Raw genomic sequence first — 18,693 nt, 5'->3', positions numbered from 1 at the left:
TTACATCCCGTCCCCCGACCCCTGTCACACGCTTTTGCCGCCGGGCCGGACTGCCGCTCCGATCAGGCCCGCAGCCCCTTGAGCCCGTCGTAGGCGGCCGTCACCAGCTCCATCCCCCGGGTGTCGTCCGCCGGATCGCGCATCTGGTCGGTCACGTAGGCGACCGCCATCCGGCTCTCGGGATCGATCACGACGAGCGAACCGCCCCAGCCGCCCCACCCGAAGGCGCCGCCGAACAACCCGTAGCCCAGCCCCCACCGGACCGGCATGCCCAGCCTGCGGTCCTCGCCGGCGAACTGCTCCTCCCGCGCACGGTCACACCCCGCCGCCGACAGCAGCCGCACCCCGCCCACCGCTCCGCCACAGGCCGGCACCGACTGCACCAGCGCGACCGAGCGGGCGTTGCCGAATCCGCTCGCCGCGGGGATCTGCGCGCCCAGCGGGCCGGCCACCTCCGCCGCGAAGAACTCGCCCACGCTGCGGCCGGTGATCCGGCGTACGACCTCGCCCACCAGGAACCCCTGGGTGAGGGAGTGGTATCCGGCGGCACTGCCCGGTTCCCACTGCGGAGCCAGGGCCGCCAGGCGTGCCGTGGCGGACGTCCAGTCGTACAGCTCCTCGACCGGCCCGTCCCAGTCGGGCAGTCCCGCGGTGTGCGAGAGCAGGTGCCGTACGAGGACCTTCTCCTTGCCCGCCGCGGCGAACTCCGGCCAGTGACGGCCGACCGGCGCGTCCGGGTCGAGTTCGCCGCGGTCGGCCAGGATCAGCGCGCACAGCGCCGTCATGGTCTTGGTGACGGACCAGACATTGGTGATCGTGTCCCGCTGCCATGGGGTGGTGCGGTCCGTGTCGGCGAACCCGCCCCACACGTCCACCACCGGCTCACCGTCCACGAACACCGCGACCGAGGCCCCGCGTCCCCGGAGTCCAGCATTCCGGCCAGCGCACGGGGTACCGCGTCGAACAGGTCGTCGTACGATCCCTGAATATCGGCTATACCCGGCATTCAGCGCTCTCGGAGCCGTCGGAAGCAACCGACTTTCCGGGCCGCCCGGTCGTACGGGTACGGAATCGCCGGGCGTCCTCGCGCGTTGTGGACTGTGGGTGACCGAGCCGACAGAAAGTGGAGGGATCGCGATGGCTGCGCAGACGCAGAGGGCCGTACTGGCGGGCGGATGTTTCTGGGGGATGGAGGAGCTGATCCGCCGGCTCCCCGGAGTGACGGCGACCCGCGTCGGATACACCGGCGGTGACGTGGAGAACGCGACCTATCGCAACCACGGCACGCACGCGGAGGCCATAGAGATCCTCTACGACCCCGAGAAGACCGACTACCGCGCGCTCCTGGAGTTCTTCTTCCAGATCCACGACCCGAGCACCAAGAACCGCCAGGGCAACGACATCGGCCTCAGCTACCGCTCCGCGATCTACTACGCGGACGACGAGCAGAAGCGGATCGCCGAGGACACGATCGCCGACGTGGACGCCTCCGGCCTGTGGCCCGGCAAGGTCGTCACCGAGGTGGAGCCGGTCGGCCCCTTCTGGCAGGCCGAGCCCGAGCACCAGGACTACCTGCAGCGTTACCCGGACGGCTACACCTGCCACTTCCCCCGCCCGGGCTGGCGCCTGCCGGCACGCACGGAGGGCTGACCCTCTCTGTCGAGGTCGCCGCTCATCCGTCGGCCAGCTGCGCACCGATCGGGCAGGACACCTCGGTCCCGGCGAGCCTGTGCTGCCGTGTGACCCGTCGGCCGCGGTCGTCTGTCGGGTGAGCCGGCCCGTCATTCCAGGAGGTGGGCAAGTGATTCCTCTCCAGCGGGATAAGCGGGATAAGGGAGTTCCTGGGGCAGCAGCCGCGTGGCGGAGTCCAACTCGCCACGGCTGACGAGCGCGTGGAGATTGTGGGCGAGCGGGGTCACGTCGCGGATGGCGACCGTCCACTCGTCCGCGTAGCGCCGTGCAGCCTCGCCGGAGAGGCCCAGTTGCAGGGATCGGTACGGCAGGGGCTGGAGGTGCAGGTCCCGCTCGGGGTCCCACTGAACGCGGGTGGGCGCGCGCTTCAACTGACGCTGCCAGGTGGCTCGGTCGGGGTGCACCCCGCGGACGTAACTCGACAGACACGCATTGCGCAGCGCCCACTCGAAGCCGTCACGGCTGATGTCGATGGCGAGGACGGTCTCCTGCCCTGTCTTGGCGCCCCAGCCGCAGCGGTACATCATCCACAGGAACGACGGCTTGATCCACGTCATCCTGTCCCGCTTCCACGCGGCGGGGAAACGGCCGTCGCGGACGGCGGCCAGGCCGATCTCGGGCGAGTACGCCTGGTAGACGGTGATCGCGGATTCCGAGTAGGCCGCACGGATCGTGTGTTGCGGTTGGTCCATGGCGTACAGCGTGGGGTCGGCCGGTTCAGGCGGCCACTGAATTTCTACTGCCGTTCGATGTGACGGGGAGCATCGGCCGCAGCGCCGTGCGCATGGCCGGTCCCACGGCTCTTCAGCACCTCGGTCCTACTTGTCCATGGCTTCCGGCGCAGGAGCGAAACCCGTCGGGCAGGACACCCCGGTCCCGCCGATCCCGCAGTACCCCGCCGGATTCTTGGCCAGGTACTGCTGGTGGTATCCCTCGGCCGGGTAGAACACCCGCCCCTCCGCCGGCAGGATCTCCGTGGTGATCGTCCCGAAGCCCGAACCCGTGAGGACCTGTTGGTAGGCCCTGCGGGAGGTTTCCGCCGCGGCTGCCTGTGCCGGGGTGTGGGGGTAGATCGCGGAGCGGTACTGCGTGCCCACGTCGTTGCCCTGGCGGAAGCCCTGCGTCGGGTTGTGGGACTCCCAGAACGTCTTCAGCAGCTTCTCGTACGAGATCAGCGCCGGGTCGTAGACCACACGGACCGCCTCCGTGTGGCCGGTCAGGCCCGAGCAGACCTCCTCGTAGTGCGGGTTCTCCGTGTAGCCGCCCTGATAGCCGACCAGGGTCGTCCACACCCCCACCGGGAGCTGCCAGAACTTGCGCTCGGCACCCCAGAAGCAGCCCAGCCCGAAGTCGGCGACCTCCAGGTGCCCGGGGTAGGGACCGAGCAACGGTGTACCGAGGACGATGTGGCGGTCGGGGACCGCGAACACCCGCTCCGGCCTACCCTGCAGAGCGTGCTCAGGGGTCGGCAGCTGGGGCGTACGGCTGTACAGGAACATGCGCTCTCCCAACGGGCCCCGGGGTGAGTCCGAGGCCGAAGCGTCAACGGGCGAGGGGCTTCGAGAATTCCGGTCCCGTCTTCGCATACGGCGGTCCTGAAGCCCCCGCCGGCCCCCTGCCGCCCCCGTGCCCCCCAGCCGTCAGTGCGGCAGGCTCGCCGGACTTCCGCCGTTCGCCTCGTAGCCCGCCACCGCCAGCGCCCGGTACACCGCGAACTCCGCCGCCGGGTCGGGCGACAGCGTCCAGGGGAGGGCTCCGACATGGCCGTCGATGTGTATGAGCTGGTTCATCGCCTCGGACCAGCGCTCCGCGCGGACCAGGAAGAAGACCAGCAGATGGCGGACGTGCGCCAGCATCGGGTCGTCGGGGCGGGCCGCGTGCACGGCGAACAGCGCGCCGTGGATCGCCTTCTCCACGACCTCGCTCCGGTAGAAGCTGCTGACCAGATTCACCTCGGGGAGGTGCTCGAAGACCGCGAACAGCGGCATCGCGGCGAGCAGCGAGCCCTGCGGCGCCCGCGCGGCGGCGGATTCCGCGAACGAGTTCGCCAGCTCACGCGAGCCGTGCCACTTCTCGCACCAGTAGTGCAGCGCCGCCAGATGCGCCCCCATGTGGGCGGGCGCACGGTCCAGGATCTTCAGCCACAGCTGCTCGAACTCCGGCTGCGGATACGCCAGTCCACGGGCCACCGACAACTCGACGATGTACGGGACCGGGTCACCGGGGGAGAGCAGCGCCGCCTGCCCGCAGGCGTCCTTCGCCTCCTCCATGATGATCCGGAACTCGTCCGTCCCCCGCGTCGAGGTACGCCACGCCTGCTGCACCAGGAACTCCGCGTGCACGGCCGCGCCGCCCGCGTCCTTCGGATGCTCGGCCCGCCACACCCGCAGCCACTGCCCGCCCGGCGTCTCGCTGACCCCGCCGGGCCGCTGCTGCAGCTCCAGCGAGGCGGCGCCCGCGAAGGCCTGCACCCGCTGCCAGCGCAGCTCGCCCGTGATCTCGGTGCCGGCCAGCAACTGCATCGCCGCGCGGTAGTCCTGCGAGCGCTGCACCAGGTCGAGGACGTCCAGCAGGTCCTGGTCGGGGCCGGGCATGCGGATGTCCAGCTCCTCCTCGCGCACGAAGCCGTAGGTCGCCGGGTCCGCGGCGTCCGGGTGGCCCGGCGAGACCTGCTCGATCATTCCGCGCCTGCGCCGCAGGAACGGGAGCAGCACGAAGCCCATCATGAGCAGCGCCATCAGGACCCAGAGAATCTCCATGCCTCAAGCGAACCAGACGGGTCCGACAATTGGCCAACCCGGCCCACCACCCTGTGGAAAACGACCGCCGCTCCGTCCCGCCACCCTGTGGAAAACCTCCGGATCGTCGTTCACTCCGCGAGCGCACTACGCTCGGCCCCATGAGCGACAGGCACATCAGTCAGCACTTCGAGACCCTCGCGATTCACGCGGGCAACACCGCCGATCCCCTCACCGGCGCGGTCGTCCCGCCGATCTACCAGGTCTCGACCTACAAGCAGGACGGCGTCGGAGGTCTGCGCGGCGGCTACGAGTACAGCCGTAGCGCCAATCCCACCAGGACCGCCCTGGAAGAGAACCTCGCCGCCCTGGAGGGCGGTCGCCGAGGTCTCGCGTTCGCGTCCGGACTGGCGGCCGAGGACTGCCTGTTGCGTACGCTGCTCAGCCCCGGCGACCACGTCGTCATCCCGAACGACGCGTACGGCGGCACGTTCCGCCTCTTCGCGAAGGTCGTCTCCCGGTGGGGCGTCGAGTGGTCGGTCGCCGACACCAGCGACCCGGCGGCGGTACGGGCCGCCATCACCCCGAAGACCAAGGTCGTCTGGGTGGAGACCCCCTCCAACCCGCTGCTCGGCATCACCGACATCGCGGTCGTCGCGCAGATCGCCCGGGACGCGGGCGCGCGGCTCGTCGTCGACAACACCTTCGCCACGCCCTACCTCCAGCAGCCGCTCGCCCTCGGCGCGGACGTCGTCGTGCACTCCCTGACCAAGTACATGGGCGGCCACTCGGACGTGGTCGGCGGTGCGCTGATCGCGGCCGACGAGGCGCTCGGCGAGGAACTGGCGTACCACCAGAACGCGATGGGCGCGGTCGCCGGGCCCTTCGACTCCTGGCTGGTGCTGCGCGGCGCCAAGACGCTGTCGGTACGCATGGACCGGCACAGCGAGAACGCCACCAAGGTCGCCGACATGCTCACCCGGCACGCACGCGTGACGCGCGTTCTCTACCCGGGCCTCCCGGAGCACCCCGGTCACGAGATCGCCGCCAAGCAGATGCGGGCCTTCGGCGGCATGGTCTCCTTCCAGGTCGAGGGCGGCGAGGAGGCGGCCGTCGAGGTCTGCAACCGCGCCAAGGTGTTCACGCTCGGCGAGTCCCTGGGCGGCGTCGAGTCGCTGATCGAGCACCCGGGGCGCATGACGCACGCGTCCGTCGCCGGTTCGGCCCTGGAGGTCCCCGGCGACCTCGTGCGCCTCTCCGTGGGCATCGAGAACGTGCAGGACCTCCTGGAGGACCTGCAGCAGGCCCTGGGCTAGCCGACGGCGAGAGCGCCTGTTCTCACCAGCCCGTCAGCGGTGGAGTCGTCTCCGACGGCGGCTCCACCCAGGGATGGACCATCAGCGCCCACACGGTGAACGCGACCACCCCAGCGCACAGCAGCAGCCACATCAGCCGCCGGGCGGCCCTGCGACGGCGCAGCATCCGGCCGCCGCGGCGTACCACCTCCGCGTACAGCTCCGGCGGCACCTGCGGCGGAGTCCGTTCCATGATCCGCCGTACGGCCGCCTCCCGCTCGGGCCTGTTCACGCGCGCGTACCCCCCTTCGGCGACCTCATGACGGCGCCACCTTGGCCCCCGCCACCTTCGGCACCGGGGGGCGCGGCGGATGCAGCAGCCTCGCCGTCGCCCGCTCGCAGATCGTCCGGACCCGTTCCGTGGGCAGCCCGAGCAGCGCGGCGGCCTGTTCCTCGGCGACCCCCTCGTACAGCCTGAGGACCACGATCAGCCGCTCCTGGGGCGCGAGGGCGCCCAGTGGGCTGTCGGGGTGGGGGCGGCCCCGGCCGAGGCCGCCGTACTGGTGCCAGGCCGTGCGGGCGAAGCGGCTGGCCAGGTACTGCCGGGCACGGTCGTACGGGTCCTCGCCGCGCAGCCGGTCCCAGCACGCGTACGTGTGGGCAAGCGACAGCGTCAGCAGACGTCGCGCGCGCGGGTTGTCGTCCGTGGCCTCCGCCGTGAGCAGTGTGGCGGCATGCAGCAGCCGCCCTGCCGCGCCCGCGACGAACGCCTCGAACTCCCGGGCCCGGCGGGCGCCCTGGGACACCTGCCGTTCGCGCACCACACCCTCCCCCCTGATGGCCCCGGTCTCATCTGAGGCCAGGGCCGTCGTGAGGTCAAGAGTTCGGCACGAAGGGGCGGGAGTCGGGCACCACGCGTGTGTGCCCGACTCGCCGAGGGATCAGGAAGCGGTCGACGGCTCGTTGCCCGGCATCGCCATCCGCGCGGAGAGGGCGCTGTTGAAGCGTGTGAGGAGCGTGCAGAACGCCTCGCGCTCCTCAGGCGCCCAGTCGTGTGTCAACTCGTCCATCAACTGACGCCTGGACGAGCGGACTTCCTCCAGTCGCGACTGCCCGCGCGGGGACAGTTGCAGCACCACCGCGCGGCCGTCCTCGGGGTGCGAAGTGCGCTTGACGAGCCCCGTGTCGACGAGCGGGGCCACCTGCCGGGTGACCGTCGAGGAGTCGATCCCCATGCTCGCGGCGAGCGCCTTGACGCCCATCGGGCCTTCCTTGTCCAGGCGGTTGAGCAGCAGATACGCGGCGCGGTCCATGGAGTTGCGCACCTGTCCGACTCCGCCGAGCCGGGTCTGTTCGGCACGGCGCGCGAAGACCGCCACCTCGTGCTGCAGCGTCTCGAGGAGACCGGATTCACCGACGGTCGTCATGTCCATCGACATTTCAGGTGTTGTGGGCATGGCCGGGGGCTCGCTTCATGAAGGGGGTGCTGGGTTGGGGGACAGGGTAACGGGCCGGAAGGCGGCCCGTACCTGCGCTGCGCAAACCAGTCTCGGAGCTTGGTCACAGGCGCGGCACGCGCCTGTGAACTGCGATGCTTGAGTCATGAGCTACAGCACGGCTGACTCCCTGCGACCCGTCACCCTCGACGATGTGCGCGGCGCCCAGAAGATGCTCACGGGCGTGGCACGGGTGACCGGGATGGAGGGCAGCCGGTACCTGACCCAGCTCGTCGGCTCACCGGTGCACTTCAAGTGCGAGAACCTCCAGCGCACGGGCTCCTTCAAGCTGCGCGGCGCCTACGTCCGTATCGCCGGACTGCTCCCCGAGGAGCGCGCCGCAGGTGTCGTCGCCGCGAGCGCCGGCAACCACGCCCAGGGCGTCGCCCTCGCCTCCGCGCTCCTCGGCGTGCGCTCCACGGTCTTCATGCCCAAGGGCGCACCCCTGCCGAAGATCAGCGCCACCAAGGAGTACGGCGCCGAGGTGCGCCTGCACGGCCACGTGGTCGACGAGACGCTGGCCGCCGCGCAGGAGTACGCCCATGAGACGGGCGCGGTGTTCATCCACCCCTTCGACCACCCGGACATCATCGCGGGCCAGGGCACGGTCGGCCTGGAGATCCTGGACCAGTGCCCCGAGGTGCGCACGATCGTCGTCGGGATCGGCGGCGGCGGGCTCGCGGCCGGTGTCGCGGTCGCGGTGAAGGCGCTGCGGCCCGACGTGCGGATCGTGGGCGTGCAGGCGGCCGGCGCCGCCGCGTTTCCGCCCTCGCTGGCGGCCGGGCGCCCCGTGTCGATCCGGCACCCGGCGACGATGGCCGACGGCATCAAGGTCGGCAGGCCCGGCGACGTGCCGTTCGGGATCGTCGCCGATCTGGTGGACGAGGTCCGCACGGTCACCGAGGACGAGCTGTCCACCGCGCTGCTGCTGTGCCTGGAGCGGGCCAAGCTGGTCGTCGAACCGGCCGGCGCCAGCCCGGTCGCGGCGCTGCTGAGCGATCCGCGTGCCTTCGAGGGACCGGTCGTCGCGCTGCTGTCCGGCGGGAACGTCGACCCGCTGCTGCTCCAGCGCATCCTGCGCCACGGCATGTCCGCGCAGGGCCGCTACCTGGCCGTGACGCTGCGGCTGACGGACCGGCCGGGGGCGCTCGCGACGCTTCTCGGGGTGTTGTCAGTGGTCGACGCTAACGTCCTCGATGTGAGCCACGTCCGGACCGACCCACGGCTCGGGCTCACCGAGGTGGAGGTCGAGCTGCACCTGGAGACGAAGGGGCCGGTGCACTGCGCCGAGGTCGGCCAGGCCCTGCGCGACGCGGGGTACACGGTCATCGACTGAGGTCAGGGCCCGTTCGTCACCTGTTCCGTCACTCGTTCGAGAAATCCGTTGAGAGACGCGATACATCGCGTTATGGTGTGTCTCGTGTCGCCGTTCCTGTGAAAAACGGGAGACGGAGCATCATGCGCAAACCTAGGCTTTTCGAAGAATCCCCGACGACGTGGAGGCTGATATGCCAGGCGCCATCTATGCCGAAGGCCTGGTGAAAACCTTCGGCGATGTGAAAGCTCTGGACGGCGTCGACCTCGATGTCCCCGAGGGCACCGTGCTGGGCCTGCTCGGGCCCAACGGCGCGGGCAAGACGACCGCCGTCCGCTGTCTGACCACCCTGCTGCGACCCGACAGCGGCAAGTTGACCGTGGCCGGCCTCGACGTGCTCAAGCAGCCCAACGAGGTGCGGCGTTCCATCGGTCTGTCCGGCCAGTTCGCCGCGGTCGACGAGTACCTGACCGGCAGGGAGAACCTGCAGATGGTCGGCCAGCTCTACCAGATGAAGGCCAAGGCCGCGAAGGCCCGGGCCGACGCACTGCTCGACCAGTTCAACCTCGCGGACGCCGCCGACCGCACGGCCAAGACCTACTCCGGAGGCATGCGCCGCCGGCTCGACCTCGCGGCGGCCCTGGTCGTCTCCCCGCCCGTGATGTTCATGGACGAGCCGACCACCGGCCTCGACCCGCGCAACCGCCAGATGCTGTGGGAGGTCATCAAACAGCTCGTCTCCGGCGGCACGACACTCCTGCTGACCACGCAGTACCTGGAAGAGGCCGACCATCTAGCGCACGACATCGCGGTCGTCGACCACGGCAAGGTCATCGCCCGCGGCACCTCCGACCAGCTCAAGGCCCGCACCGGCGGCGAGCGCGTGGAGGTCGTCGTACACGAGCGCGACCACATCGAGATCGCCTCGGCCCTCTTGGACAAATACAGTCTGCGCGGCTTCGGCAAGGGCGACACCACCGTCGAGGAGCACACCCGCAAGATCACCACGCCCGTCTCCGGCGGAGCCAAGCTACTCGCTGAAATCATCCGCGAACTGGACACCGAGGGCATCGAGATCGACGACATCGGCCTGCGCCGCCCCACCCTCGACGACGTGTTCCTCTCCCTGACGGGCCACCTGGCCGAGGAGAAGACCGAGGACAACGGCGCGGACACCAACCCGGACACCAAGGACAACAAGCACAAGAAGGAGGCCGCGAAGTGAGTGCCGTCACCGACGCCGTGCCGGTCGCGGCACCGAGCAGCGCGCTGGGCCAGTCCGTGCACGACTCCCTGGTCGTCGCTAGGCGTAATTTGATTCGAATGTCCCGAATTCCCGAGATGGTTGTTTTCGGGCTCATCCAGCCCATCATGTTCGTGGTGCTGTTCACCTACGTCTTCGGCGGTTCCATGCAGATCGGCGGCAGCACCAGCGCCACCGACTACAAGAACTTCCTGATGGCGGGCATCTTCGCGCAGACCGTCACGTTCGCCACCGCCAGCTCCGGCGCCGGCATCGCCGACGACATGCACAAGGGCCTCATCGACCGCTTCCGCTCGCTGCCCATGGCGCGCGGTGCGGTGCTGACCGGGCGGACGCTCGCCGACCTCGTACAGACCGCGCTCACCCTCCTGGTCCTCGCGATAGTCGCCCTGCTGGTCGGCTGGCGCGTCGGGTCGGACGGGGGCACCAACGCCGGCAAAGTTCTCGGCGCCTTCGGCCTGCTGCTCCTGCTCGGGTACGCGTTCACCTGGATCGGCGCCCTGATCGGGCTCAGCGTCCGCACGCCCGAGGCGGCCACCTCCGGCGGACTGATCTGGCTCTTCCCGGTGACGTTCATCTCGAACGCGTTCGTCGACACCGGCAACATGACCCCGTGGCTGCGCCACATCGCCGAGTGGAACCCGTTCAGCGCCACCGTGCAGGCCTGCCGGGTGCTCTTCGCCAACCCGGGACAGTCGCCCTCGGACGCCTGGCCCATGGTGCACCCGGTGTGGGCCTCACTGATCTACTCGCTCCTGATCATCCTCATATTCCGGACGCTGGCGGTGCGGAAGTACCGCTCGGCGACGGCCTGAGGGGACGCGGGACGACGGAATCCCTGGGGGCATGGCGAAACCCCCGGCGCCGCAAGGCCGCCGGGGGCTCGTCGAAGGCGAAGGCCCGGAATCCCGTGGGTCAGGTCCCGCAGGTCAGCCGTTGTACGGCTCGGCCTTGAGGATCGTCACCGAGGCCTTCTTGCCGTTGGGCAGCTCGTACTGCGCGTCCTCGCCGACCTTGTGGCCGAGCACGCCGGAGCCCAGCGGGGACTGCGGCGAGTAGGTCTCGATGTCGGCGCTCGCGTACTCGCGCGAGGCGAGCAGGAAGGTCATCGTGTCGTCCTTGTCGCCGTCGAAGGCGATCGTGACGACCATGCCGGGCGCGACCGCGCCGTCCGCCGACGCCGGAGCCTCCCCGACCTTGGCCTTCTCCAAGAGCTGGACCAGCTGGCGGATGCGGAGCTCCTGCTTGCCCTGCTCCTCCTTGGCCGCGTGGTACCCGCCGTTCTCGCGCAGGTCGCCCTCCTCGCGCGCAGCCGCGATCTTCGCGGTGACTTCCTCGCGCGCGGGACCAGACAGGTACGCCAGCTCTTCCTTGAGCTTGGTGTACGCCTCCTGCGTAAGCCAGGTGACGTCTTCGCTGGTCTGGGTCACAGGTGCTCCTCGTAGGTACTGGGAATACAAAGCATCGCCCTACCCAGAAGAATGTTCCTTCATGGAAGGGCGAAACCACGAGCCTAACAATTCAACGGCGCCAGGGGGAGGACATAAGGCACCAGAAATACGTCAACGCAGGTCAAGGCCTATACAACGAGGGTGATGTCAGTCGGAGTGGCAGCCGAGCAGCTCGGCTGTGGTGCCCCTGGCCGTCGTACGCAGGGTGACGACCTTGTCGATGCGGGTCGCGGAGCCGCCGAAGCGGAAGTCGGCGCGGCCCACCTCGGACTGGTCGGCGGCCTGCGAGCGCAGGGTGCAGTAGCCGCTGGTGCCCGAGTCCTTGTGGACCTCCAGATGCACCTTGACCTCGTTGTCCGAGGCCTGGAAAGTGATCACTTCGGCGCTGATCCTGGCCTCGACGACATAGTGGTAGGCGAAGTACCCGACGAGGACGAGCAGGGCCGCCGCGAGGACGGCACCGGCGACCTTGAGCTTGTGGTCGGCACGCTCGTCCGACGAGTGGCCGTAGCGGCCCTCGGGCAGTCGCGTACTCGCCGTACTCATGATCGTCCTCCCGGCGAGGGGCTCCCGAAACAGGCCCCCGGAATTATTCGCCCCTCGATTCGGTCACTATAGAAGCCCCCTCCCGCCGCCCGACCACCGCCCCTCAACGACGTCCCTGCGGGACGGCACCTGTTGAATTGCACCCCAGGACACCGGGGCGCCGACTTACTGAGGATTGAGTCTTGACTGACCAGCTGCGACTGATGGCCGTTCACGCGCACCCCGACGACGAGTCGAGCAAGGGCGCGGCCACCATGGCGAAGTACGTGTCCGAGGGGGTGGACGTGCTGGTCGTGACCTGCACGGGCGGGGAGCGCGGCTCCATCCTCAACCCGAAGCTCCAGGGCGACAAGTACATCGAGGAGCACATCCACGAGGTGCGCAAGAAGGAGATGGACGAGGCCCGCGAGATCCTCGGCATCAAGCAGGAGTGGCTCGGCTTCGTCGACTCGGGGCTGCCCGAGGGCGACCCGCTGCCGCCGCTGCCCGAGGGCTGCTTCGCGCTGGAGGACGTCGACAAGGCGGCCGGCGAGCTGGTGAAGCAGATCCGCACCTTCCGCCCGCAGGTGATCACCACCTACGACGAGAACGGCGGCTACCCGCACCCCGACCACATCATGACCCACAAGATCTCGATGGTGGCGTTCGAGGGGGCGACGGACACCGAGAAGTACCCGGAGGGGGAGTACGGCCCGGCGTACCGGCCGCAGAAGCTGTACTACAACCAGGGCTTCAACCGGCAGCGCACCGAGGCACTGCACAAGGCGCTGCTCGACCGGGGCATGGAGTCGCCGTACGGGGACTGGCTCAAGCGCTGGGACGAGTCCGGGATGATGCGGGACCGCACGCTCACCACCCACATTCCCTGCGCCGAGTTCTTCGAGATCCGTGACAAGGCGCTGCTCGCGCACGCCACGCAGATCGACCCCGACGGCGGCTGGTTCCGGGTCCCGATGGAGATCCAGAAGGAGGTCTGGCCGACCGAGGAGTACGAGCTCGCGAAGTCTCTGGTCGATACCTCCCTCCCCGAGGACGACCTCTTTGCGGGCATCCGCGACAATGCCTGATATGAGCTCAAGCGCAGCCCTGGCAATGACGCACCTGGTCCCCCTCGCCGAGGTCGACGAGAACAAGGTCACCCCCGGCGTCCTCGGTTTCATCGTCTTCGCGGTGATGGCCCTGGCCGTATGGGGACTGATGAAGTCCATGAGCAAGCAGATGAACAAGGTCGACTTCAAGGAGGCCCCGGATCCGACGGCCGAGTCCGAGGCCACCGCCGTCGAATCCAAGGCCAAGCAGGGCTGACCGGGCGGGCCCGCGCGGGTGTTCAGGGCCGGTCCGGCACCGCCACCCCCATCACCTCACGGGCGTGCCGGCTCGGCACCATGCCCAGCCGCCACGCCTGCCAGCCCGCCTCCAGGTTCACGCCCCGCTCCAGCAGTAGCTGGTACGCCTCCACGTAGTCGTCGAGTTTCTCGTCGCGGAAGGGGTGCCGGGTGCGGGCGAGCTGCGCCAGCTCCTCCTGCGCGACCGCCGTGCCGACCTCGACGCCGCCGGGGGCCGCGTACGGCAGGAGCGTGGAGCGCAGGAAGCGGGCCCAGTCCTCGCCGCGGTGGTCGCCGTACGAGGTGAACAGGCCGAGCGCCTCGTCGCACAGGGTCAGTGCCTGTGCGGTACGGGCATTGCCCGCGTCGACGACCGCGAGTTCCAGGCAGGTCCACGCCTCGCCGTGGGCGACGCCGATGCGCTGGAAGTCGGCGCGGGCGTCGACGAGGAGCTGGCGGGCGAAGCCGGAGTTGCGCAACGAACCCGTCTGGGCCGCGCGCTGGTCGCGGGTGACGCGGGCCGAGTGGTGCCGGGCGCAGGCCAGGCCGTAGACGTCCCGCATGCGGGAGAACATGGTGCGGGACCGTTCCAGTTCCCGTACCGCCAGGTCCAGGTTGCCGGTCTCCTCCAGTGCCTGGCCGAGGTAGTAGACCGTCCAGGCCTCGCCGCGCGCGTCCTCGTTGTCGCGGTGCCGGGAGGCCGCCGTACGCAGGCCGTCCACCGCAGGGGACGGGTCGCCGGCGACCAGCCGGGCCCGGGCCAGCTGGGTCAGCGCCCAGGCCTCGCCGCGGGCGTCGCGGGTACGGCCGTAGAGGCCGAGGGCGGTGGTCAGTTCGGACTCGGCGCGCAGGATGTCGCCCATGCGCAGGCCGAGTTGGCCGAGCTGGAAGTGGGCCCAGGCCTCACCGTGCACGGACTCGCCCGCGCGATGCAGGACCAGCGACTCGGTCAACAGCCGCATGGCTTCGGGGAGTCGGGCGCGGTCGCGCTCGACGGCGGCCAGGGCGTGCATGGTCCAGGCGCGGTCCGTGGCCAGTTGCGGGGCGGCCTGCAGGTCGAGGGCCTCGCGGAGTTTCGCCGCCGCCTCGGTGAGGTTGCCCTGGTGGTGGAGGGTGATGCCGAGGGAGCAGAGGGCGCGGGCGGCGCCGGCGTCGTGGTGGGCCTCCATGTAGAGGTCGACGACGGAGGTGAGGGTGGTGCGCGCCTTGTCGAGTTCGCCGAGCTGCCGGGCCGCGATACCCGTGCGCCACTGCACCGACCGGACAAGGAGGCCCTGGTCGACGGCCTGCGCCAGTTCGCTGATCTCGCCCAGGCGGTAGAGGTCGCCGCGCAGCAGGCAGTAGTCGCACAGCGCGCCGAGCAGATTGAGTACGGCGCCCTGGTCGACGCCCTCCGCGTGCCGCAGCGTCGAGGTGATGAAGCTGGACTCGTCGTCCAGCCAGCGCAGCGCCTCGTCGAGCGAGGTGAAGCCGTGCGGGCCGAAGCGGTCCGAGCGCGTGGACATGTTGCCGTCGACCAACCGCAGTACGGAGTCGGCGAGTTCGGCGTAGTTGACGATCAGCCGTTCCTGCGCGGCCGTACGTTCCGAGGACTCCTCCTCGTCGAGGAGGCGGGCCTGGGCGAAGGCGCGGACCAGGTCGTGCAGGCGGTAGCGGGTGCCGCGGACGTGGTCGATGAGGCCCGCGCGGGAGAGCGCCACCAGCTGGCGGGTGGCCTCCGTCTCGTCCGTGGCCAGCAGGGAGGCGGCTGCCGCGGCGCCGAGCGAGGCCCGGCCGGCCAGCGCCAGCCGGCGGAGAAGTGTGCGGGCCGGGTCGGACTGGTCGGTGTAGCGCAGCCACAGCGCCCGTTCGACCGGTTCGACCGGGCCGTACGCGCCGAGGTCCGTGGCCAGTTGGCGGGGCGAGCGCGGGCCGAGGGAGGAGCCCGCGATCCGCAGCGCCAGCGGCAGCCCGCCGCACAACTCCCTGATCCGGTCCTCGGATTCGGCGTCGTACGGCCCCGAACCGTCCTGCGCCGCCGCGCCGAGCAGTTCCTCCGCGCCGGCCGCGTCCAGCGCGTCCACCGGCAACTGGTGCACCCAGGCGGCCAGTTCGGCCGGCAGATCGAGAGGCTTGCGGGCGGTCACCACGACCAGGCTGTCGGAGCGCTCGGGGACCAGGGTGGCCACCTGCCCGGGGTCGGAGGCGTCGTCCAGGACGATCGTCACCGGCAGGCCGGTCAGGTGCTGGTGGTACAACTCGCCCAGCCGCTTGACCTGTTGGTCGGGGGAGGAGCGTTCACGGAAGAGGAGTTGTTCGCGGGGCGCGCCGAGCCGGTTCAGCAGATGCAGCAGGGCGTCACGGGTGGGCAGGGGGGACTCGCCCGGGCTGTCGCCGCGCAGATCCACCACGCACGCTCCGCGGAACTGGTCGCGCAGATCGTGCGCGGCGCGCACCGCGAGGGTGGTGCGGCCCGAGCCGGGCGCACCGTGCAGGACGACCACCGTCGGCCGGGTCTCCGTACTCGCGCGGGCGGCCTGCACCAGCTGCCGGATCCGCGCCAGCTCCGCCCGCCGACCGGCGAACGCCCCGACCGGCTCCGGGAGTTGACCGAACGACTGCTCCAGCACACTCCGTCTGCGGGCCGCCGCGCTCTTGTCCGTACCGCGCAACTGCGGCCCCGGCTTCTTGGTCGGACCGGTGGAGGCGGCGAGCACCCGCTGCTGGTCCAGGAACGGCCGGATGCCCCGCACCTCCAGCGCCGTCAGCCACTGCAACCGCAACTGCTCCGGACCACCGGGCTGGTTCGCGGCTCCGGCCCGGTGATGCGCGGCCGGCAGATGCGAGGCGGTCACCTTCACGACGGTCGCCGCCGCACCGACGACACCGACCGTCACACCGGCGCCGAGCGCGGTACCGGCGCCGGTACCCAGTGTCAGATCGGCCACGATCGCCGCGACGGCGGCAACGCCCGCCACCAGCAAGGGAGTTCCACCACCCTCCCTGGCGTACCGCTGCCCGAAGGTGAGCTGCCCGGCCGCCGCCTCGTCGAGCGCGCCCGTATAGGCCGCGTACTCCTCAGCCGCCGTCTCCGCCATGGCATCCAGCGCGGCCCGGGACCGCGCCAGCAGCACCTGCCCCTCGACGCGCCCGCCGGAGCGCCGAACCTCCTCCTCCACGGCCCGAGCCAACAGCCGCTCGGCGTCGCTCCGATGGCTGTCCCGCATGTCGCGTCCCCCTCCGACGGCAACTCCCTGGCCTATGAGTGTCCTTCGGGGGAGGCGTGAGCGCGAGAGGGCGACGATCACCCGTTCGCTGCGCGGAAGCTGCGGGCCGTTCTACGACCTGTGCCGCCCGTCGGGCACGATGGGTCCATGCCGAACCGACTGGCCCATGAGACCTCCCCCTATCTGCTCCAGCACGCCGACAACCCCGTCGACTGGTGGCCCTGGTCGGAACAGGCATTCGCCGAGGCCAGGAGGGCGAACAAACCGGTCCTGCTGAGCGTCGGATACAGCAGCTGCCACTGGTGTCACGTCATGGCCCACGAGTCCTTCGAGGACCAGCCCACCGCCGACTACCTCAACGAGCACTTCGTCAGCATCAAGGTCGACCGTGAGGAACGCCCCGACGTCGACGCCGTCTACATGGAAGCCGTGCAGGCGGCCACCGGCCAGGGCGGCTGGCCGATGACCGTGTTTCTCACCCCGGACGCCGAACCCTTCTATTTCGGCACCTACTTCCCGCCCGCGCCCCGCCACGGCATGCCCTCCTTCCGGCAGGTGCTCGACGGTGTGCGCAGTGCCTGGACCGACCGGCGGGACGAGGTCGCCGAGGTCGCCGGGAAGATCACGCGGGATCTGGCCCAGCGGGAGATCGACTACGGCGGCACCGAGGCACCCGGCAAGGAGGAGCTGGCGCAGGCGCTGCTGGGGCTCACCCGTGAGTACGACCCGCAGCGCGGGGGATTCGGCGGTGCGCCCAAGTTCCCGCCGTCCATGGTCGTCGAGTTCCTGCTGCGCCACCATGCCCGCACCGGTTCCGAAGGTGCGCTGGAGATGGCGCAGGACACCTGTGAGCGGATGGCGCGCGGTGGTATCTACGACCAGCTCGGGGGCGGGTTCGCGCGGTATTCCGTCGACCGCGAGTGGGTGGTTCCGCACTTCGAGAAGATGCTCTACGACAACGCCCTGCTCTGCCGTGTCTACGCCCACCTGTGGCGCAGCACCGGGTCCGAGCTGGCGCGTCGCGTGGCCGTGGAGACCGCCGACTTCATGGTGCGTGAACTCCGCACGAACGAGGGCGGGTTCGCCTCCGCGCTCGACGCCGACAGCGACGACGGGACCGGGACCGGCCGCCACGTCGAGGGTGCCTACTACGTCTGGACGCCCGAGCAGCTCACCGAGGTGCTTGGTGAGCCCGACGCGGAGCTGGCCGCTCAGTACTTCGGTGTGACGGACGAAGGGACCTTCGAGGAAGGGCAGTCCGTTCTCCAACTGCCGCAGAACGAGGGCGTGTTCGACGCCGAGAAGATCGAGTCGGTCAGGAGGCGGCTCCTCGCGGCCCGTTCACAGCGTCCCGCCCCCGGCCGGGACGACAAGGTCGTCGCCGCCTGGAACGGGCTCGCGATCGCCGCGCTCGCCGAGACCGGCGCCTACTTCGACCGGCCCGACCTGGTCGAGGCCGCCGTCTCCGCCGCCGATCTCCTCGTACGGCTGCATCTCGACGAGCACGCCAAGCCCGCCCGCACCAGCAAGGATGGTCAAGTCGGCGCGAACGCTGGGGTGTTGGAGGACTACGCCGATGTCGCGGAGGGCTTCCTCGCGCTGGCGTCGGTCACGGGGGAGGGGGTGTGGCTGGAGTTCGCCGGGTTCCTGCTCGACCACGTGCTCGCCGGGTTCGTCGACGAGTCGGGTGCGCTCTACGACACCGCCGCCGACGCCGAGCGGCTTATTCGCCGGCCGCAGGATCCGACCGACAACGCCACCCCGTCCGGCTGGACCGCCGCGGCGGGCGCCCTGCTGAGCTATGCGGCCCAGACCGGTGCCGAGCCCCATCGCAGCGCCGCCGAGCGGGCGTTGGGGGTCGTGAAGGCGCTCGGGCCGCGGGTGCCGCGGTTCATCGGGTGGGGGCTCGCGGTCGCCGAGGCGTACCTCGACGGGCCGCGCGAGGTGGCCGTCGTAGGACCTTCGCTCTCTGACGAAGCCGCGAAAGCCTTGCACCGTACGGCACTTCTGGGTACCGCGCCCGGTGCGGTGGTCGCCTTCGGGGTGGCGGAGAGTGAGGAGCTGCCGTTGCTCGCCGACCGGCCGTTGGTGGGTGGTGGGCCGGCCGCGTATGTCTGCCGTAACTTCACCTGTGACGCGCCGACGACCGATCCCGAGCAGTTGCGCACCGCGCTGAGCAGGTGAAACGACAGAGTTGTAACCATCCCAAACGCGACCAGTGCGGGAAATGGTCATGTGTGGGACCCATTGTGAAGAAACATGCTCTTCACCGAAATCACCTGTCCACTTCACAGGTCGCCCATAGTCTCGGCCCCGTGACGCGACGGAGGTAACTCCCCGTCGCGCCGGGGGTATTGGGATCTGG

Annotated in this window: 17 protein-coding genes and 1 pseudogene; 8 read left to right on the top strand and 10 right to left on the bottom strand. The window is 70.1% G+C overall.

Translation table 11 applies throughout. The features are described from left to right. Positions 1-62: 62 nt before the first annotated feature. Positions 63-997: pseudogene (locus OH768_RS19615) on the bottom strand (serine hydrolase domain-containing protein). Between the two features lie 140 nt (positions 998-1,137). Between OH768_RS19615 and msrA (OH768_RS19610) the strand changes: the two are divergent. Further along, on the top strand, positions 1,138-1,650 hold the full coding sequence (gene msrA / locus OH768_RS19610; RefSeq protein ID WP_406455342.1) for a peptide-methionine (S)-S-oxide reductase MsrA: 513 nt from the start codon (positions 1,138-1,140) through the stop codon (positions 1,648-1,650). Between the two features lie 131 nt (positions 1,651-1,781). Here msrA (OH768_RS19610) and OH768_RS19605 read toward each other — a convergent pair whose 3' ends face one another. The 3 genes from OH768_RS19605 to OH768_RS19595 all read right to left on the bottom strand — a co-directional run bounded on the left by OH768_RS19605 (position 1,782) and on the right by OH768_RS19595 (position 4,451). Next, positions 1,782-2,384 carry a DUF4291 domain-containing protein gene (locus OH768_RS19605; RefSeq protein WP_406455340.1) on the bottom strand — a complete coding sequence of 201 codons (603 nt, stop codon included), beginning with the start codon at positions 2,382-2,384 and terminating at the stop codon, positions 1,782-1,784. A gap of 126 nt (positions 2,385-2,510) precedes the next feature. Continuing rightward, the gene (msrA, locus tag OH768_RS19600) at positions 2,511-3,191 is read right to left on the bottom strand and encodes a peptide-methionine (S)-S-oxide reductase MsrA (protein ID WP_406455338.1); all 681 of its coding nucleotides are present in this window, start codon (positions 3,189-3,191) and stop codon (positions 2,511-2,513) included. Between the two features lie 141 nt (positions 3,192-3,332). Beyond that, complete coding sequence (locus OH768_RS19595; RefSeq protein WP_406455336.1) at positions 3,333-4,451, bottom strand: hypothetical protein; 1,119 nt, start codon at positions 4,449-4,451, stop codon at positions 3,333-3,335. A 140-nt stretch (positions 4,452-4,591) separates the two neighbouring features. Here OH768_RS19595 and OH768_RS19590 point away from each other — a divergent pair, with 140 nt between their 5' ends. Further along, the gene (locus OH768_RS19590; protein WP_406455334.1) at positions 4,592-5,746 is read left to right on the top strand and encodes a cystathionine gamma-synthase; all 1,155 of its coding nucleotides are present in this window, start codon (positions 4,592-4,594) and stop codon (positions 5,744-5,746) included. Positions 5,747-5,768: 22 nt separating this feature from the next. On the opposite strand, the gene OH768_RS19585 is transcribed toward OH768_RS19590, so the two are convergent. From OH768_RS19585 to OH768_RS19575, 3 genes are all read right to left on the bottom strand, one after another. After that, the gene (locus OH768_RS19585; protein WP_406455332.1) at positions 5,769-6,017 is read right to left on the bottom strand and encodes a hypothetical protein; all 249 of its coding nucleotides are present in this window, start codon (positions 6,015-6,017) and stop codon (positions 5,769-5,771) included. A gap of 25 nt (positions 6,018-6,042) precedes the next feature. Next, positions 6,043-6,546 carry a sigma factor-like helix-turn-helix DNA-binding protein gene (locus tag OH768_RS19580; RefSeq protein WP_406455330.1) on the bottom strand — a complete coding sequence of 168 codons (504 nt, stop codon included), beginning with the start codon at positions 6,544-6,546 and terminating at the stop codon, positions 6,043-6,045. 120 nt (positions 6,547-6,666) lie between these two features. Then, positions 6,667-7,164 carry a MarR family winged helix-turn-helix transcriptional regulator gene (locus tag OH768_RS19575; RefSeq protein ID WP_406455328.1) on the bottom strand — a complete coding sequence of 166 codons (498 nt, stop codon included), beginning with the start codon at positions 7,162-7,164 and terminating at the stop codon, positions 6,667-6,669. 163 nt (positions 7,165-7,327) lie between these two features. Between OH768_RS19575 and ilvA the strand changes: the two genes are divergently transcribed. From ilvA to OH768_RS19560, 3 genes are all read left to right on the top strand, one after another. Next, positions 7,328-8,557, top strand: coding sequence for a threonine ammonia-lyase (gene ilvA / locus OH768_RS19570; RefSeq protein ID WP_406455326.1), 1,230 nt, complete (start codon positions 7,328-7,330; stop codon positions 8,555-8,557). A 172-nt stretch (positions 8,558-8,729) separates the two neighbouring features. Then, complete coding sequence (locus tag OH768_RS19565; RefSeq protein WP_406455324.1) at positions 8,730-9,761, top strand: ATP-binding cassette domain-containing protein; 1,032 nt, start codon at positions 8,730-8,732, stop codon at positions 9,759-9,761. After that, the gene (locus OH768_RS19560; protein WP_406455322.1) at positions 9,758-10,615 is read left to right on the top strand and encodes an ABC transporter permease; all 858 of its coding nucleotides are present in this window, start codon (positions 9,758-9,760) and stop codon (positions 10,613-10,615) included. The genes OH768_RS19565 and OH768_RS19560 overlap by 4 nt, the downstream gene beginning before the upstream one ends. A 114-nt stretch (positions 10,616-10,729) precedes the next feature. Here OH768_RS19560 and greA read toward each other — a convergent pair whose 3' ends face one another. Continuing rightward, a complete protein-coding gene (gene greA / locus OH768_RS19555; RefSeq protein WP_359602932.1) occupies positions 10,730-11,230 on the bottom strand; it encodes a transcription elongation factor GreA in 501 nt (166 codons plus the stop codon). Positions 11,231-11,398: 168 nt separating this feature from the next. Then, the gene (locus OH768_RS19550) at positions 11,399-11,797 is read right to left on the bottom strand and encodes a DUF4307 domain-containing protein (RefSeq protein ID WP_406455320.1); all 399 of its coding nucleotides are present in this window, start codon (positions 11,795-11,797) and stop codon (positions 11,399-11,401) included. Positions 11,798-12,000: 203 nt separating this feature from the next. Between OH768_RS19550 and mca the strand changes: the two genes are divergently transcribed. Further along, on the top strand, positions 12,001-12,864 hold the full coding sequence (mca, locus tag OH768_RS19545; RefSeq protein ID WP_406465341.1) for a mycothiol conjugate amidase Mca: 864 nt from the start codon (positions 12,001-12,003) through the stop codon (positions 12,862-12,864). Then, positions 12,857-13,102 (top strand): hypothetical protein, encoded by a 246-nt coding sequence (locus OH768_RS19540; RefSeq protein ID WP_406455318.1) that lies wholly within the window; start codon positions 12,857-12,859, stop codon positions 13,100-13,102. Before mca ends, OH768_RS19540 begins: the two co-directional genes overlap by 8 nt. A 22-nt stretch (positions 13,103-13,124) precedes the next feature. On the opposite strand, the gene OH768_RS19535 is transcribed toward OH768_RS19540, so the two are convergent. Next, complete coding sequence (locus OH768_RS19535) at positions 13,125-16,328, bottom strand: tetratricopeptide repeat protein (RefSeq protein WP_406455317.1); 3,204 nt, start codon at positions 16,326-16,328, stop codon at positions 13,125-13,127. 147 nt (positions 16,329-16,475) lie between these two features. On the opposite strand from OH768_RS19535, the gene OH768_RS19530 reads away from it, so the two are divergent. After that, entirely contained in the window at positions 16,476-18,512 is a 2,037-nt protein-coding gene (locus OH768_RS19530; RefSeq protein WP_406455315.1) for a thioredoxin domain-containing protein, read from the top strand. The last annotated feature ends 181 nt before the right edge of the window (positions 18,513-18,693 follow it).

The sequence above is a fragment of the Streptomyces sp. NBC_01622 genome (assembly GCF_045209635.1).
In the GTDB taxonomy this organism is placed as follows: domain Bacteria; phylum Actinomycetota; class Actinomycetes; order Streptomycetales; family Streptomycetaceae; genus Streptomyces.
Note: the sequence above shows the minus strand (reverse complement) of the source record. Positions and strands in the feature narration are given on the sequence as shown.

Excerpts from the sequence above, each read along its gene's own strand:
- OH768_RS19540 (WP_406455318.1), top strand. The coding sequence starts at position 12,857 with ATGCCTGATATGAGCTCAAGCGCAGCCCTGGCAATGACGCACCTGGTC.
- OH768_RS19535 (WP_406455317.1), bottom strand. The coding sequence starts at position 16,328 with ATGCGGGACAGCCATCGGAGCGACGCCGAGCGGCTGTTGGCTCGGGCC.
- OH768_RS19550 (WP_406455320.1), bottom strand. The coding sequence starts at position 11,797 with ATGAGTACGGCGAGTACGCGACTGCCCGAGGGCCGCTACGGCCACTCG.
- OH768_RS19530 (WP_406455315.1), top strand. The coding sequence starts at position 16,476 with ATGCCGAACCGACTGGCCCATGAGACCTCCCCCTATCTGCTCCAGCAC.
- OH768_RS19595 (WP_406455336.1), bottom strand. The coding sequence starts at position 4,451 with ATGGAGATTCTCTGGGTCCTGATGGCGCTGCTCATGATGGGCTTCGTG.
- OH768_RS19605 (WP_406455340.1), bottom strand. The coding sequence starts at position 2,384 with ATGGACCAACCGCAACACACGATCCGTGCGGCCTACTCGGAATCCGCG.
- ilvA (WP_406455326.1), top strand. The coding sequence starts at position 7,328 with ATGAGCTACAGCACGGCTGACTCCCTGCGACCCGTCACCCTCGACGAT.
- msrA (WP_406455338.1), bottom strand. The coding sequence starts at position 3,191 with ATGTTCCTGTACAGCCGTACGCCCCAGCTGCCGACCCCTGAGCACGCT.
- OH768_RS19575 (WP_406455328.1), bottom strand. The coding sequence starts at position 7,164 with ATGTCGATGGACATGACGACCGTCGGTGAATCCGGTCTCCTCGAGACG.
- OH768_RS19565 (WP_406455324.1), top strand. The coding sequence starts at position 8,730 with ATGCCAGGCGCCATCTATGCCGAAGGCCTGGTGAAAACCTTCGGCGAT.
- OH768_RS19590 (WP_406455334.1), top strand. The coding sequence starts at position 4,592 with ATGAGCGACAGGCACATCAGTCAGCACTTCGAGACCCTCGCGATTCAC.
- msrA (WP_406455342.1), top strand. The coding sequence starts at position 1,138 with ATGGCTGCGCAGACGCAGAGGGCCGTACTGGCGGGCGGATGTTTCTGG.
- mca (WP_406465341.1), top strand. The coding sequence starts at position 12,001 with ATGGCCGTTCACGCGCACCCCGACGACGAGTCGAGCAAGGGCGCGGCC.